Consider the following 15,637-nt stretch of genomic DNA (forward strand, 5'->3'; position numbering starts at 1 on the left):
GGTCCGAACCCGCCCATGTTTAGACGTTGATTTCTGCCCCGTTATTCAACGAATTGGAGTGTCTGGTCATGCATAAACAACACCGCGCCTTGCTGGTGGCTGTAACTCTTGGTCTCTGCACACAATGGGCCTGCGCCGCAGTCCAGGTGCCTGAGCGCCTGAAGAGCGTCGACAAACTCACGTACTGCTCGGGGATGGATTCACCGCCCCTGGTGTCCTTCGACGAATCCCAGAAACCGCGTGGGCTCACCGTTGACCTGGGCCTGGAAATCGCCAAGCGCCTGGGCGACAAGCAGGTGCAGTGGCGGGTGATTCCGTTCTCTGGCCTGCTACCGGCGCTGCTTGCCCAGCAGTGCGACATGATCGTCGACCAACTGTTCGACAAACCCGAGCGCCGTGAGGTGATCGACATCGTCAACTACATGTACTCCAGCCAGGCGGTGGTGGTACTCAAGGGCAACCCCAAGGGCATTAAGACTTTGGATGACCTGTCCGCGCACAAGGTCGCGGTGCTCAACGGCTCCACCATCAAGACCCTGCTCGATGCCCACAACGAAACGTTGGCCAAAGCCGGCAAGCCGCCGATGAAAATGGTGGTGTACAACACCGACACCGATGCCTTCCAGGCGCTGCGCATCCGCCAGGTCGACGCCTACGGCACCACCGTGGAAACCGCCGGCTACTACGCCGCGATGGCCCCGGATCTGTTCCAGGAAGGTGTGCCGGCGTTCAGCCGCATTCTCACCGGCCTCGGCATGCGCAAGGATGACCCGCAACTGACCGCCGCCGTGCAGCAGATCATCAGCGACATGCGCAGCGACGGCAGCTACGCGCAATTGCTCAACAAATGGCATGTCAGCAGCGACACACTCGACTGAGGTTCTACCACGATGAATTTCAATTGGGATGTGTTCTGGCAATACCTGCTGCAGCCCAGTGGGGTCTACCTCACCGGGCTGTGGCTGACTTGCCTGATCAGCGTGCTGGCGATGCTGCTCGGCTGTGCGCTGGGCCTGGCGGCGGCGCTGTTGCGGCTGTCGAAGAACCCGCTGCTGCACCTGCCGGTACGCCTTTACGTATGGCTGATGCGCGGCACGCCGCTGCTGGTGCAGATCGTGTTTTTGTACACCGCACTGGCAGCGGGCGGGATCTTTCGCTTCGAGGATATCGAGCTGTTTGGGCTGATCATTCCCGGCAATATCCAGGCGGCGATCATCGCCCTGGGCCTGAATGAAGGCGCGTACATGGCCGAAATCATCCGCGCCGGCATCGGCGCGGTGGACAAGGGCCAGTACGAAGCCGGACGTTCCCTGGGCATGGGCTTTGCCAAGCTGATGCGGCGTATCGTGCTGCCCCAGGCGTTCCGGGTGATCGTACCGCCGCTGGGCAATGAGTTTAACGTGATGCTCAAGAACACCACGCTGGTCAGTGTGATCGGGGTGCAGGAGTTGTTGCTCAGCACGCAGATGGTGACCTCGGCGACTTTTCGCGTATTCGAGTTGTACTTGGTCGTCGCGATTTACTTCCTGACGTTGACCACCCTGTGGGGCTTTTTCCAACGCTGGCTCGAAAACCGCTTCGGCCAGTCCGATCGACCTTCCGCGCCACCTCCGGCCGCCAGCCGTATGTTCGGTCGCAGCACCCTGAAACTGCTGAGGGGACGTTAACCATGGCGCACCAAAGTGAAGAGTTGATCATTGAGGCTCTGGATGTTCAGAAGTCATTCGGCGAGTTGCAGATCCTCAAGGGTATCTCCCTGCAAGTGCGGCGCGGCGAAGTGGTGGTGCTGATCGGCGCCTCGGGCTCCGGCAAGACCACCTTTATCCGCTGCATCAACCTGCTCGAAGACATCCAGGGCGGGCGCATTCGCGTCAACGGCCGCGCCATGGGTTATCGCGAACGCAGCGACGGCAGCCTGGTGCGCGACTCGGAGCGCAACATCGCCCGGCAGCGCCGCGACATCGGCATGGTGTTCCAGCGCTTCAATCTGTTTCCGCACATGACCGCGTTGGAGAACATCATCGAAGCGCCGATCCAGGTGCTCGGCGTGCCGCGTGCCGCGGCGCTGGAACAAGCGCGCGGCTTGCTGGCGCGGGTCGGCCTGGCGGACAAGGCCGGCCACTATCCGTCGATGCTCTCCGGCGGCCAGCAGCAACGGGTGGCGATTGCCCGTGCGCTGGCGATGAAGCCCCAGGCGATGCTGTTCGACGAACCCACCAGCGCCCTCGACCCGGAAACCGTCGGCGAGGTCCTGCAGGTGATGAAGGAACTGGCCGAGGAGGGCATGACCATGGTGGTGGTCACCCATGAAATGGGCTTTGCCCGGGAAGTGGCCGACCGCGTGGTGGTGCTCGATCAGGGCGAGTTGATCGAGCAAGGCCCGCCGGAGCAGATTTTCAGCCACCCCAGCCATCCGCGTACCCGGGCGTTTCTCAGTCGTGTGTTATGACCTTTTTTAAAGAGCCTTTGCCATGTTGAAATTTTCCGCTCACGAATACCCCTATTCCTCGCAACGCCAGAGCGTATTTGCGCGTCGCGGCATGGTCGCGGCGTCCCAGCCGCTGGCCGCGCAGGCGGGCATCGAAATCATGCAGAAGGGTGGCAACGCCATCGACGCTGCGATTGCTACGGCGGCGGCCCTCACCGTCGTTGAACCCACCGGTTGCGGCCTGGGCGGCGACGCGTTTGCCCTGGTGTGGTGCAGGGGCCAGTTGCATGGCCTGAACGGCAACGGCCACGCGCCGGCCGCCTTGAGTGTCGAGGCGGTCAAGGCGGCCGGGCATGCTCAGATGCCGTTGTATGGCTGGACCCCGGTCACCGTGCCCGGCTGCCCCTCGGCCTGGGCGGAGTTGTCGCAACGTTTCGGCAAGTTGCCGTTTGCCGATTTGCTGCAGCCGGCCATCAGCCTGGCGCGCGACGGTTTCCCGTTGTCGCCGGTGGTTGCCCATCAATGGCAGATATCCTTGAACGAATTCAGCCCTCATCGCGACGAAGTGCTGCAGGCCTGGTTCGACACCTTCCTGATTGACGGTCGCGCGCCACGCGCCGGGGAGATTTTCCGCAACCCGGGCCAGGCCCGCACCCTGGAAGAACTCGCCGCCACCCGCTGCGAAAGCCTGTATCGCGGTGCCCTGGCCGAACGCCTGGATGCGCATTCAATTGCCAGTGGCGGCTACCTGCGCGCCAGCGACCTCAAGGATTACCGCGCGCAATGGGTCGAGCCGATCCACATCAGCTACCGGGGCGTGGATGTCTGGGAAATCCCGCCCAGCGGCCAGGGCCTGGTGGCGTTGATGGCGCTGAAAATCCTCGAAGGCTTCAGCTTCGATCACCGCGACAGCCAGCAGACCTGGCATCGCCAACTGGAGGCGATGAAGCTCGCCTACAGCGACGGCCTGCACTACATCACCGACCCGGCGCACATGCGCGTGGCGGTGGCCGACCTGCTGAGCGATGACTACAGCACACGTCGCCGCGACCAGATAGGCGAACAGGCCCAGCTCCCCAAACCCGGCGACCCCCATGCCAGCGGCACGGTGTACCTGGCCACGGCGGATGCCGAAGGCAATATGGTTTCGTTCATCCAGAGCAACTACCACGGCTTCGGCTCCGGCGTGGTGCTGCCCGACAGCGGCATCGCCCTGCAGAACCGAGGGCAGGAATTCAGCCTTGATGAGTCCCATGCCAACTGCCTTGCACCGGGCAAGAAAACCTTCCACACCATCATTCCGGGTTTCCTCAGCAAGGACGGCGAGGCCCTTGGACCGTTCGGCGTAATGGGCGGCTACATGCAGCCCCAGGGCCATGTGCAGATGGTGATGAACCTGGTGGACTTCGGTCTTAATCCGCAAGCGGCCCTCGACGCGCCACGCTGGCAATGGCTGGGCGACATGAAGGTCGGCATCGAACACGGTGCGTCCCGCGATCTGGTCAATGCGCTGGCGCGGCGCGGGCACAAGGTGCAAACCGACAGCGACCTGACCGACTACGGGCGTGGGCAAATCATCCTGCGTGACCCGGCCACCGGCGTGTTGTGCGGAGGCACTGAGCCACGGGCGGATTCGCATATTGCGGCCTGGTAACGGCTGCCTGATTTGAGCCTTTTACACATCGAGTACGCGGGAGAACACTGTGTTCAATAGTGAGTTGGGCGGGCACGTTGCACTGGTCAGCGGTGCCGGAAGTGAAGCCGGGATCGGCATGGCCATCGCGCGCAGACTGGGTGCATCCGGCGTGAAGTTGATCATTACGGCGAGCAGTCACCGCATTTTTGAACGGGTTAAAGAACTGCGCGCTGAAGGCTTCGAAGTGGAAGGCCGGCCAGCTGACCTTACTGACGAAAGTCAGGTGCGTGAATTGAGCCATTGGGCAGAGTCCGTCTGGGGACGGGTCGATATTCTGGTGAACAATGCCGGTATGGCCATGCAGGGAAGCCCTGAGGTGTTCTCGGAATTGGCAACGATGGAACTGCATGACTGGAATCTTTCACTGGCAAGAAACTTGACCACAGCTTTTCTTCTGACTCGGGCCGTCTTGCCCGGTATGAGAGCGCGTAATTACGGGCGCATTGTCAATATCAGTTCCACCACCGGCACCCGCTGCAGCAATCCGGGCGAGGCGGCTTATAGCGCCGCCAAGGCCGCGATGGTGGGCATGAGCATGGGGCTTGCACTTGAAGTCGCCAGGCAAGGGGTCACCGTCAACAGCGTCGCGCCTGGCTGGATCACGACGGGTTCAACCTCACCCGTTGAAGCCGAGGCGGGGCGCTTCACCCCGATGGGCCGGGCAGGCAGTCCTCGCGAAGTGGCGGCGGCGGTTGCATTTCTGGCGTCGCCTGAATCCAGTTACATCACCGGTGAAGTCATTGTGGTGGATGGCGGGAACTGCCTGATCGAGAACAAAGCCCCTCGAATCTGAGGTCAGGAAAGGGTGCGGTTTATTCCCTGTTCAGAAAACCACACAGCGTGAATACGGTGGTGGCGTGTTCCTGTCCGAGCGGCCACGACGTTTAACCGATTTTTGTCATTAACACAGGGTGTTTGATCATGTCGAAAAGTGGAATTAGTGAATCAGCGATTGCTGCTTTTACCGCCTCCGAGCGTGAGCGTTTCATAGAAAGCAACCCCACGTCGATGGCGCTGGCCAAGCGTGCCAAGGCGAATCTGTTCAACGGTGTTCCCATGCACTGGATGAGCGACTGGTCGATGCCTTCGCCGCTCTTCGTGCAGCGCGCCAAAGGCGCACGCTTCACCGATGTTGACGATCATGAATACATTGACTTTTGCCTGGGCGACACCGGCACGATGTTCGGCCATTCACCTGATCCTATTGCCCGTGCCATAGCCGAGCAGGCGAATAACGGCTTGACCACCATGCTGCCCGGCGAGGACGCGGTGGTTTGCGGCGAGTTGCTGGCTCAGCGATTTGACCTGCCTTACTGGCAGGTGACGGCCAATGCGACTGACGCCAATCGTTATGTGCTGCGTTGGGCGCGCGCTATCACCCAACGCAATGTCTTGCTGGTGTTCGACGGCTGTTATCACGGCACCGTGGATGACGTGATGGTGCGCTACCTCGACGGCAAAACAGTGCACCGTCCAGGTCTTGTGGGCCAGGCCTACGACTTGAGCCAGTACAGTCGATCCATCCCCTTCAACGATGTTGCCGCACTGGAGGCTGCGTTAGCCCAGGGCGATGTGTGTGCGCTGATGTGCGAGCCGGCGATGACGAACATCGGCATGGTCCTGCCCGATCCGGGCTTCATGCAAAAGTGCCGCGAGTTGACCCGCCAATATGGCAGCCTGCTGGTCATTGATGAGACCCACACTATTTCCACGGGCCTGGGTGGATGCACGCGCCAATGGGGGCTGGAACCCGACTTTTTTGTGGTGGGTAAGCCCATCGCAGGGGGTGTGCCTTGCGCTGTGTTTGGCGTGACCGAAGACGTTGCCCTGGCCATGCGTGACGTGCAGAAGAGCGCTGAGGGCGGCGGCCATGGACACAGTGGAATGGGAACAACGCTGTCCGCCAACTCGCTGGCGATGCGTTGCATGCGCGCCAGTCTTGAAGAGGTCATGACCGACTCTGCCTACCAGCACATGCTGTCTGTCGCCTCAAGACTGGCGCAGGGATTTCGAGCGTTGTTCAAGCGCCACCAACTGAACTGGTCTGTCACCGAGTTGGGCGCCCGTTGTGAGTTTCAATTCTGCGCCACTTCGCCCCGAACCGGTGCGGAAGCCGAGGCGGCGTTTCATGACAGCCTTCAAATGGCGCTGCACCTCTACCTGATTAATCGCGGCATCCTGATCACGCCTTTTCACAACATGACCCTGTGCTGCCCGCAAACAAGTGAGGCGGATATCGACAGGCTGATCGGTGAGCTGGATAACGCGCTGACCACGCTGCTTGCCCTGCCGGGAGCCCGGGTCATCTCTTCATAAGCGGACGGTGACGCCGCCGTTTTTTTCAAATACTGCCAAGTCGCTTGAATGAGCGCTAAGAGGTTTGACATGCAATTTGCTGATAGAAAAGAGGCCGAGGATTATCTGGCCGCTCACCCTGAAGTGCTGAGCATCGAGTTGTTCCTTATCGATGCGAATGGCGTTCCACGGGGCAAACTGTTGCATCGTAATGAGCTGCTGGCGATCTACGAAAATGGTCGGCCGCTGCCAAGTTCCATTCTCGCCTTGACCGTGCAGGGTGAGGACGTAGACGACACAGGCTTGGTCTGGGATGTCGCTGACGCTGATTGCTGGACCTATCCCTTACCAGGAAGCCTGACCCTGCAACCTTGGCGCACTAATCCCACCGGTCAAGTGCAGGTCAGCATGCACCCGACCCAAGGTATTCCCGCCGCCCCCGCCGACCCGCGCCATGTACTGGTGAACACCATTGAGCGTCTGAAAGCTGATGGATTTCATCCGGTAATGGCGGTTGAGTTGGAGTTTTATCTGCTGGACCAACAGCGCGACGTCAACGGTCGACCGCAGCCGGCGTTGCAGACCAATGGCGTACGCCCTGTTGCTCCGCAGGTTTATGGGGTCTACGAACTGGAGCAGCTTCAACCGTTTCTTGATGATCTCTACAGTGCTTGCGCGCTACAGGGATTACCCGTGCGTACGGCGATATCCGAGTATGCTCCGGGCCAGCTCGAGTTGACGCTGGAACATCGTTTCGACGCACTCCAGGCCATTGATGAAGGCGTGCGTTACAAACGCCTGGTCAAGGGAGTGGCCAACAAACACGGGCTGCAAGCATGCTTCATGGCCAAGCCGTTCAGTGATCAGGCCGGTAGCGGTCTGCACCTGCACGTCAGCCTGGCCGACGAGCAGGGCAATAACCTGTATGCGAGCGAAGACCCACAGGGCACGCCGCTGTTGCGTCACTCCATTGGAGGGATGATGGCGACCTTGTTTGACTCGCTGGCGATATTTTGCCCCCATGCCAACTCATATCGCAGGTTCCAGACTGGCAGTTACGCGCCGCTGGCCAAAAGTTGGGGCGTCAACAATCGTACGGTGTCGTTCCGCGTGCCCGGCGGCCCTGCGATAAGCCGGCACATCGAACATCGCATTTGCGGTGCCGATGCCAACCCCTATCTCGCCGCGGCCGCAGTACTCGCGGGCATTCACTACGGCATCACTCATCAAAGCGATCCTGGCGCGGCGATTGAGGGCAATGGCTATGAACAGGCGACCGATTTTCTACCCACCGACTGGCTTACAGCGTTGCAGGCATTGCAACGTTCAACCTGGGCACACGAGGTGCTGGGCGCTGAATTCCTGAAAGTGTTCCTGGCGATCAAGTGGCGCGAGTTCCGTAAATTCAATGCTGAAGTCGGCGAGCAGGACTGGCGCTGGTACCTCACTCACGCATGAATGCTGGCCCACCAGCAAGCTGTATACGTTAACTGATGCCGACGGCGTGTCTCTCCAGGCGTCCGACACCGGTGCCTGAGTCGATCGCTGAAGACACCAGCAGGGCGGCCTACCTAATGTGGTCCCCCTGCTGGTGGCTTGAGAAGGTGGCCGCGAGGATTGCTATGGGAGGCTTACCAAAGGGCTATGTCATAGGTGAGGTAGAGCCGGTTACTGTCACGGCCCCGCGAGAAGTCCGAACGGTAGACATAGTTGCGCAGGCGCACTCCCAGTCCCTTGAGCGTGCCTGTCTGCACGACGTAGGCCAGCTCGGCGTCACGCTCCCATTCCTTGACCGTGGTCGTGGACTTACCGTCATTCCCACTCAGGTAGCGTGTGAAGAAGGTCAAGCCTGGCACGCCTACGTTCGCGAAGTTGTAGCCGTAGCTAAGCATCCAGGTCTTCTCGTCCTCCTCGATGAATTTACCAATGCCGGCGTTACTGAATGAATAGACGCTTGCGCCGCTGATGTAGGGTAAACCGGCATCGCCGCTCAAGGTCTGGTAGCCGCCGCCGACGGTATGGCCCGCGATCGCGTAGGACAGTTGGCCACTGAGCATGTCATTGTCGATTTTGCCGGAGTAGGCCGCGCCGGCATCGACGCTGTTGAAGTAGCGAAGGTCGCTGGTCAGCACGCCACCGGCCAACGGCAGATCGTGCTGAATGCCTGCGAAGTTCTGTCGATAAAAATTATCGAGCTCTCCATAGAAATAGCTCAGGCGAATGTTTTTGCCCCACTTGTAGTCGGCCCCGGCGTAATTGAAATCTCCGGACTTTTCGCCGCTGTAGCCGTCAGGAATGATCGGCACGCTGTTTGTGGAGTCGCGCAGTTTGAATCGGTCCAGATGCCCCCCGGTGACGGTGAGGTTCTCGATGTCGCTGCTGGTGATTTGGGTGCCTTGGTACGTTTGCGGTAGCACTCTCGCGTCGTTGTAAATCAGCACCGGGGTCTTGGGCAACAATGTGCCGTACTTGACGGTCGTCTTGGCAAACCTGGCTTTTGCTGTAGCGCCGGCGCTGGCGAACTCGTCGGCCGATCGACCATCATCATGCACCGGCAGCAGCCCGGTACCGCTGCGGCCACGACCTGAGTCGAGTTTTACGCCATACAGCCCCAGGGCATCCAGGCCGAACCCCACGGTGCCCGGTGTAAATCCGGACTGATAATCCAGCAGGAATCCTTGGGCCCACTCGGTGCGTTCACTTTTTGCTGTTCTCGCCGCTCGTGGGCTCAAGCCGTGCTCGTCGCGAAAGTTCTCGTTGAAATACACGTTGCGCAGTTGCAGCTTGAGTTTGCTGTCGTCGATAAAACCTTCGGCGCTGACACCGGCGACTGGCAACACACCTAAAGCGCAAAACAGGGCCTGACGGGAATACGGAATGTTCATGGCAAACGACTCATTGTTGTTATTTGGAGTGCAAGGCGTTGCGCGCCTCGCGAATGAGGCGCGTTGGAATGCGACAGAAGCGTTGGGTGACTCAGGCGAACAGGCTTATGGCGCCGGTCAGCAAGGCCAGGGCGGTCACGACCAGGGAGGTCAGCACCGCCCATTTGACGGTGGCTTTCTGAAAATCGCCGATATCGCGATCGACCATGCCCACCAGCAACAAGGTCGAGGCGACCAGAGGGCTCATCAGGTGGACGGGCTGGCCCAGAATGGACGCCCTGGCGATTTCGACGGGGTCAATGCCGTAAGCGGCGGCGGCATTGGCCAGGATCGGCACTACACCAAAATAATAGGCGTCGTTGGACAACACGAAGGTCAGCGGCATGCTGGTGATCGCCACCACTAGCGGGAACAGATGCCCCCACGACGGCGGAATCCAGTCGACCAGGGTTTGCGCCAGCGCGTCGACCATCTTGGTTCCAGAGAAAATCCCGGCAAAGATCCCCGCTGCAAACACCAGCAACACCACGGTCATGGCATTGCCCGAGTGGGCCAGGATGCGTTCCTTTTGAATGTCCAGTTGTGGGTAGTTGATCATCAGCGCCAGCACAAAGCCGATCAGGAACAGGATCGCCGAGTGCATCAGTCCCATGACGAGGGCCACCATCACGGCCATCACCAGCACCAGGTTGACGTATGCCAGCTTCGGACGCTTGTGCGGGGTATCTTCAAGGATCGCGTTGATGTAGCAATTGCCGCCGCCGCTTTGCAGTTGGACATTACCTATCCGCTTGCGCTCGGCCCGGCCCAGTAGAAACGCTGTGAACACCACCCACATCGCACCGCCTATCATGGTCGGAAGCAAAGGCACGAAATATTCGCCGGCATCCAGGCCCAGCGCTGCGATCGCCCGAGTCGCAGGGCCACCCCAGGGCGTCATGCCGCTCATGATGCTCAATGACAGCATGGAGATGGTTGCCAGGATCATCGGGTTCATGCCGATGCGTTTATACAGAGGCAGCATGGCCGCGCAAGTAATCATGTAGGTCGTGGTGCCATCGCCGTCGAGTGCCACCAGCAGCGACAGAAGCGCGGTACCGACCGCGATTTTCATCGGGTCACCGTTGACGCGCTTCAAAATCTTGCGGATCAGCGGGTCGAACAGGCCAGCGTCGATCATCAAGCCAAAAAACAGGATCGCAAATAACAGCAGGGCTGCTGACGGTGCGACCATTTTCAGGCCGTCGAGCATCATCTTGCCGGTCGTTCCGCCAAAACCGCCGATGACGGCGAAAACGATGGGGACAACCGTAAGGGCGACAATCGGCGACAAGCGCTTAGTCATGATGAGCACGGTGAATACGACCACCATGGCCAGGCCAAGGAAAGCGAGCATAGGAGTATTCTCTTGTTGTTATCGTTAAAGTGTCTGGCGCCGAGGCGCACGATCCCTTACCCGCCAGGCGCCACGCTCAGTGGTGCCTGTGAGAAGGGTTTACAGTAAATTCTGGAAAAGCGTTATCTGCTCTTCACGACAGGTATTCAGTGACGTTCAAGGCTTCCCAAGTGTTTTTCGGGAGCGCATGGCTCAGCCGCAAAGGACTTTCCGTCCAGGACCCGAGCCAGCGTCTGGCGATTGCAGGCATTTTCCGAAAGCGAAATCACAATGGTGGCCACGGCGTTGCTGGCCAGGCTGGTCAGTGCGCGCGCTTCAGACATGAAGCGATCTACGCCGATCAGCAATGCCAGGCCCGCCAACGGAATGTCGTGAATCACGGTCAGCGTCGAGGCCAGGGCGACAAAACCGCTGCCGGTAACGCCAGCGGCGCCTTTGGAAGACAAGAGCATGATCGCCAGCATGGTGAGGATTTGTGTAAGGCCCAGTTCAATGTTGCAAGCCTGGGCAATGAAGAGGGCAGCCAACGATAAATAGATGGCAGTCCCGTCCAGGTTGAACGAATAACCGGTTGGCAGTACCAGACCCACCACGCCTTTCTTGCAGCCCAATGCTTCAAGCTTTTCCAGCATGCGTGGCATCACGGGTTCCGTGGAAGACGTTCCGAGTACCACCAGGAACTCTTCCCGCAAATACTTCAACAGGCTCCAGAGGCTGAAGCCGTGAGCGCGACAAATGCTGCCCAGTACCACGAAGACAAAGAAGCCGCAGGCGACATACAAGGTCATGATCAACTTCGCCAGTGAACCCAGTGAGGTAATGCCGTACTGGCCTACGGTGAACGCCAAGGCTCCGAAGGCGCCAATCGGTGCAAAACGCATCAGGTAGGCAAATATCTTGAAAACCATTTGCGATGAGGATTCCAGTATGTCCAGCACCGGTCTGCCACGCTCGCCTAGCGAGGACAGGGCAAAGCCGGATAGCACCGCAATAAACAGCACGGGCAGTACTTCACCCTTACTGAACGCACCGATAAAGGTTTCCGGGATGATATGCATGAAAAATTCCACCACCCCAAGCTGTGCGGCCGACTCCGTGTACTGGTCCAGGCCGCTGGTGCTCAACTGGCTGGGATCAATGTTCATGCCTGCGCCCGGCTTGAACAGATAGACCGCCACAAGGCCAATGACAAGACTGATCACGGTGAGGCCGAGGAATAGCAGCATCGTCTTGCTGAGCAGGCGCCCAAGTGAGCGCTTGTCGCTCATCCCCGCGATGCCGGTGACAATGGTGCAGAAAACCACGGGCGCGATCATCATCTTGATGAGCTTGATGAACGCGTCACCCAGCGGCTTGAGTGCGATGGCTTGCTGGGCCCAGAAGTGCCCGACCACGATACCCAGCAGCACAGCGCAAAGGATCTGGAAGTAGAGCGATTTAACAACTTTCATGGCATCACCCATTTTTAGAATTGTACGGATGCAAAAATGCCAACGACCGCTGGCGTTATCCGGCGAGTCGCTGAGAGTCCGTGGCGTAAACGTAACCGGAGAACAGCCTGCGTGCGGTGCGTATTACCGACGCCTGGATTGTCTCGCCATTGACCCCGGTGTAGGACAATACGATGTCAATCCCGCCGCTTGGATGCTCGATACGAACATGTTCCAGGCGTGGGGTGCTGGTGCCCCCGAGCATCTGCGCGACGACGCTGCCCTCAACCACGCATGCGGTGGCCAGGCCGATGGAGCCGGTAATGGCAAGGGCCCGATGGCAGTTATGCGGCATGAAATAGCGAACCTGAATCGTACCGCCCGCTTTGGCAGGTGAGATCAGTACAGGCTTGGGGATCACCTTGTCGCTGACATCGCCCAGGCCCATCGCGAGGCCGGCCTGGAGCCGCAATGACTCAAGGCGCTGCAGAAATTCCTTATCTGCGTCGAGGTCAGCGGGGCTTTCATCGCCACGTTTGCCCAGTTGGCTGGCGTGGACGAGCAGCATTGGCATGGCCATGTCGATGCAGGTCACGGGAATGCCATCGAACACGTCCTGGGTATTTCCGGTAGGGAAGAGCTTGCCCGTCTTGCTGCCGGCGGCATCAAGGAACGTCAGTTGCACTGGCGCGGCAGTACCGGGCACGCCGTCGATTGCGGTGTCGCCCTCATAACTGACGTTACCCTCCGGTGTGTATACCTCGGAATTGACAAATGTCCCCGTGTTCAAATTGCGAATGCGCACACGAGTGTGTCCAGCGCAGGCTTTAACCAGGCCTTGTTCGATCGCGAATGGACCGACGGCACACAGCATGTTGCCGCAGTTGGGAGCGCTGTCGACGCGGCGTTGCGAAACCATCACCTGCACGAACAGGTAATCGACATCCGCTTCGGGGTGCAACGACGGGCTGACGATCGCGACTTTGCTGGTTTGCGGGCTACCACCGCCAATGCCGTCGATTTCCAGTTCATGACCGGAACCCATCAAGTTGAGCAGTAGCTCGTCACGGGCCTCAACGGCTGTAGGCAAATCCCAGGCAAGGAAAACCGGGCCTTTGGAGGTACCACCGCGCATTAACACACAGGGAATTCTTTGCATGACACAGACTCTTGTAAATCAATCGGCTTAATTGATGCTCTTGGAGCAAGAGTCTCAAGCTTTTAAAAATGTTTCCAATGCAAAAATCGTCGTAATTATTGCGTTTGACGAATGTATTATTTGAGCTAAATTATGATCCGACCCTTTTGCTGGGAAGAAGACAAATGGATTATGAGCTGAACGACATACGATCTTTTGTGAAAATCGCCGAACTTGGAAGCTTCCACGAAGCAGCCGATGCGCTGCATCTGTCTCAGCCAGCGATGAGCCGTCGGATTAAAAAGCTGGAGGATGGGCTGGGCACGCAATTGCTGGATCGCACCACCCGTAAGGTCAGCCTCACGAGTGTCGGCAGGGACTTTTTGCCAAAAGCGCGTCGCTTACTGGATGAGTTCGATGAGTCGATTCTTAATATTCGCGAACTCGCCGAGCGCCAGATTGGCAGGGTGACCCTGGCCTGCATCCCCACTGCGGCTTTTTATTTCTTGCCTTCCGTTATCCGCCTGTATAACGAGCGCTACCCTAAAATCCGCATTCGCTTGCTGGACCTGAGTGCGAATGAAGGGCTTGAGGCTGTTCTGCGTGGGGAGGCCGATTTTGGTATCAACATGATGAGTGGCCAGCATCCGGACATCGAGTTCGTGCCGCTGGTCATAGAGCCTTTTGTGTTGGCCTGCCGACGCGACCATGAATTGGCCGGACGCAGTTCAGTCACTTGGTCGGAACTCAGCGATTACCGGCTTATCGGAGTGGGGCGGCTGAGCGGGAATCGCATGTTGCTGGATCACGCGCTGTCAGGCTTGAGTTGGCGTCCGCAGTGGTTCTATGAAGTCCAGCACCTTTCGACCTCGCTGGGCCTGGTGGAAGCCGGATTGGGCGTATCGGCGATGCCAAGCCTGGCCATGCCATCGCACGATCACCCTACCTTGGTCAGCGTCCCGCTCATCGAACCTGTGGTGAACAGGTCGTTGGGGCTGGTCTACCGGCGCGGGGCATCGCTGTCGCCAGCGGCGGAAAAATTCGTCTCGATACTGCTTGAGCAATGGCCGCAATGAGCCATTCGCGGTAAAGGTGTTCTGCGTGCCGACGATGCGCCAGTCGGCGTCCTGGGCGCACATACCTGTCTTGGCTGCGTAACGGGCTGGAAACCAGCCCGTTTGATTCCGGGATTTTTATGCCTGTCATTGCGTCACGGCGGAGCCGGATGGAGGCGACGAGTTGCGGCTATGCCGGTAATCGCTGACGGCTTCGTACACCGCTTTGCGCAAGCGATTGATCCCGCCGATCGGCCGGTGTTCCTCCAGGCCGAACCAGGGATTGAATGACTGGTTGTCGCAGGCCAGGTTCTGCGCGGGTGTATCAAAATCCTGAGCCGGGATGCGAACCTTGGCGACCGTCTCGTAGGGCGCATCGCTTTCCTTCCACTCGATGCTGGTGTCTTCGATGGGCATGTATTTTTGCGGATTCTGGCGCTGGATCTGCAACACGAAGCACGCGTCCATGCGGTCGGTGGAGAGCTGCTGGCTCAAGGCGCTGCGCAAGAAATTCGGCAGCGCCTGATTCTGTTTCGGCAGCTCATAGCGCGGGCAGCTTTGCGGGTCCGGGGCGACGCGGAACTTGGCGTTGGCGGTGCCGAATTTGTAGGGCGATACCGAAAAGTAGGTTGTCTGCGTCGGGCTGGCCGGCGCGGGTGCCAGGGTCGCGAGAGCGATAAACAGATGGCGCACCTGCCAACTGCGCGGATCGAGGCTCGGGAAGAACGCCATGACTTTTTTGCCATCGGCCTGGGCGCCGACGTTCTGCGCATATTCCGCCACATCACTGACAAAGAAATTCGGATGACTGAACATCACGAAATCCTGTTCCGTGCGCGCTTGTTGATCGGCCAGCAATTGTTGGCCCGGCACGTCGAATAACTTGATTGCCATGCCACGCGCATCACGGATGCTGTCGAACTGCGGATACGCGTTGCCATTCGACAGGCGCATCATGGCCTGCCAGGTCTTGCCCGGTTCGGCGAAGACGCCCTGGCGCAGTGCCGGGTCGAGGTCCGGCAACACACTGACGTGCGCCTTGACGCAGCCGTGGGCCTTGGCATGGGCATCGCGCAGGTAGCGGGTGCCTTCGCGGTGCTGGTCGACGATGCGCACCGCGGTCTGAATGATGCCTTGGGTCATCGCGGCTTCCCCGGGGGGAATCTGTTCGTTCGGCGACACCGGGCCGCTGTGCTGCCAGGCAAACCACAGTGTGGAGAGCAACCAGCCGAGCAAACCCAGGCCGACCAGCCACAACAGGGTTTTGCCAAGAAATGCGCCGAGACGCAACCACAGTCGAGCGAGCATTGGACG

At 59.3% G+C, this 15,637-nt stretch carries 13 protein-coding genes; 8 read left to right on the forward strand and 5 right to left on the reverse strand.

Annotation, left to right across the window (positions count from 1 at the left end):
* The first annotated feature begins 68 nt into the window (after positions 1 to 68).
* The 7 genes from AC6CIA_RS14425 to AC6CIA_RS14455 all read left to right on the forward strand — a co-directional run bounded on the left by AC6CIA_RS14425 (position 69) and on the right by AC6CIA_RS14455 (position 7,877).
* Positions 69 to 878 (forward strand): ABC transporter substrate-binding protein, encoded by an 810-nt coding sequence (locus AC6CIA_RS14425; RefSeq protein WP_498312888.1) that lies wholly within the window; start codon positions 69 to 71, stop codon positions 876 to 878.
* 12 nt (positions 879 to 890) lie between these two features.
* Positions 891 to 1,667: an amino acid ABC transporter permease gene (locus AC6CIA_RS14430; RefSeq protein WP_339530538.1), complete on the forward strand. Its 777-nt coding sequence runs from the start codon at positions 891 to 893 to the stop codon at positions 1,665 to 1,667.
* A 2-nt stretch (positions 1,668 to 1,669) separates the two neighbouring features.
* A complete protein-coding gene (locus AC6CIA_RS14435) occupies positions 1,670 to 2,449 on the forward strand; it encodes an amino acid ABC transporter ATP-binding protein (protein WP_339530536.1) in 780 nt (259 codons plus the stop codon).
* Between the two features lie 22 nt (positions 2,450 to 2,471).
* Positions 2,472 to 4,082, forward strand: a complete 1,611-nt coding sequence (locus AC6CIA_RS14440; protein ID WP_498312890.1) for a gamma-glutamyltransferase family protein — start codon at positions 2,472 to 2,474, stop codon at positions 4,080 to 4,082.
* Positions 4,083 to 4,146: 64 nt separating this feature from the next.
* Positions 4,147 to 4,917, forward strand: a complete 771-nt coding sequence (locus AC6CIA_RS14445; protein ID WP_498312993.1) for an SDR family NAD(P)-dependent oxidoreductase — start codon at positions 4,147 to 4,149, stop codon at positions 4,915 to 4,917.
* Positions 4,918 to 5,045: 128 nt separating this feature from the next.
* Entirely contained in the window at positions 5,046 to 6,440 is a 1,395-nt protein-coding gene (locus tag AC6CIA_RS14450) for an aspartate aminotransferase family protein (protein ID WP_498312995.1), read from the forward strand.
* Between the two features lie 69 nt (positions 6,441 to 6,509).
* On the forward strand, positions 6,510 to 7,877 hold the full coding sequence (locus tag AC6CIA_RS14455) for a glutamine synthetase family protein (RefSeq protein ID WP_498312892.1): 1,368 nt from the start codon (positions 6,510 to 6,512) through the stop codon (positions 7,875 to 7,877).
* Positions 7,878 to 8,050: 173 nt separating this feature from the next.
* Here the strand turns inward: AC6CIA_RS14455 and AC6CIA_RS14460 are convergent, their stop codons facing one another.
* The 4 genes from AC6CIA_RS14460 to AC6CIA_RS14475 all read right to left on the reverse strand — a co-directional run bounded on the left by AC6CIA_RS14460 (position 8,051) and on the right by AC6CIA_RS14475 (position 13,289).
* On the reverse strand, positions 8,051 to 9,304 hold the full coding sequence (locus AC6CIA_RS14460; protein WP_498312894.1) for an OprD family porin: 1,254 nt from the start codon (positions 9,302 to 9,304) through the stop codon (positions 8,051 to 8,053).
* Between the two features lie 91 nt (positions 9,305 to 9,395).
* Positions 9,396 to 10,700: a CitMHS family transporter gene (locus AC6CIA_RS14465; RefSeq protein WP_339530526.1), complete on the reverse strand. Its 1,305-nt coding sequence runs from the start codon at positions 10,698 to 10,700 to the stop codon at positions 9,396 to 9,398.
* A gap of 146 nt (positions 10,701 to 10,846) precedes the next feature.
* Entirely contained in the window at positions 10,847 to 12,163 is a 1,317-nt protein-coding gene (dctA, locus tag AC6CIA_RS14470; protein ID WP_498312896.1) for a C4-dicarboxylate transporter DctA, read from the reverse strand.
* A 43-nt stretch (positions 12,164 to 12,206) separates the two neighbouring features.
* Positions 12,207 to 13,289 carry a 4-oxalomesaconate tautomerase gene (locus AC6CIA_RS14475; protein ID WP_498312898.1) on the reverse strand — a complete coding sequence of 361 codons (1,083 nt, stop codon included), beginning with the start codon at positions 13,287 to 13,289 and terminating at the stop codon, positions 12,207 to 12,209.
* 164 nt (positions 13,290 to 13,453) lie between these two features.
* Here AC6CIA_RS14475 and AC6CIA_RS14480 point away from each other — a divergent pair, with 164 nt between their 5' ends.
* Positions 13,454 to 14,344 (forward strand): LysR family transcriptional regulator, encoded by an 891-nt coding sequence (locus AC6CIA_RS14480; protein WP_339530600.1) that lies wholly within the window; start codon positions 13,454 to 13,456, stop codon positions 14,342 to 14,344.
* Between the two features lie 126 nt (positions 14,345 to 14,470).
* On the opposite strand, the gene AC6CIA_RS14485 is transcribed toward AC6CIA_RS14480, so the two are convergent.
* A complete protein-coding gene (locus AC6CIA_RS14485; RefSeq protein ID WP_498312997.1) occupies positions 14,471 to 15,631 on the reverse strand; it encodes a catalase family protein in 1,161 nt (386 codons plus the stop codon).
* Positions 15,632 to 15,637 lie beyond the last annotated feature (6 nt).

It is taken from the genome of Pseudomonas sp. GQ91 (genome assembly GCF_059758795.1).